Annotated in this window: 1 pseudogene; it reads right to left on the bottom strand. The window is 46.1% G+C overall.

From position 1 onward, the window contains the following. Positions 1–655, bottom strand: a pseudogene (locus tag R7044_RS25095) (glycosyltransferase family 1 protein); the annotation flags it as partial. Between the last annotated feature and the right edge of the window lie 105 nt (positions 656–760).

Genomic DNA, 760 nt, shown 5'->3' with positions numbered 1-760 from the left:
CCAATACTTTACGGCCATTGTTCGGCAAGTCGCTTGCCTTTTCTGCAGGCGTTGAAAATAGACTGAAATCGACCCCGTGTGGCAGCGTTGTGGTTTTATTATCCGGAAATCGAGCGGCCAGCTTGTCGCTTGCAGCAAGAATAAAATCGGCGTTCTCAACCAGTGTGCGTTCATGCTCCATCACTGTTTGATGATCAACGCCCGCTAACGCGCCAAAATCGTCTCCACAGTAGTAAATCAGCCCGCGTTTATTCATGGCATTACACACATCAGCGGCGGTTGGTAGGGATGTCCAAAACAGTGGGTTGTCGAAGTTCAACGCTTTTAAGTGTTTTTCTAGTTGGTGCTGCATCATCTTCGCTGCCACTTTTCTTGAAAAAGCAGAGTGGGGAGCCGGTATTGTCAGCAAATTTACCGTGAAAATGTTGTCTACCGCATCACAATGCATGGTTGGCTTATCTGAGCCAGTATTGCTGATAACGCGGGAAAACTTGCTCACTAAACGTTGAATGTCTTTACCCGTCGGTTTTGGTTGTCTTAAACCGATGGAATTAACCCAAAGAATGCGATGGTTGGTGGCAAGTCGCTGAACGATGTGCTGCGTTGATGATGGTAGGCCGCCGAAGTCTTCGCCAAATACTACGATATCCGTCATGTGTTTCTCCTTGAGTTCTTAAGATTTGGTTTCTGATAGAAGGAGTAATCACAATGCGTGCCAAGGATTTTAGCTTTTAAAAACAGCTGGTTGTATTGTTGTCAA

This window comes from Vibrio sp. 1402 (assembly GCF_033340275.1).
This window is presented reverse-complemented; position numbering and strand designations above follow the sequence as displayed.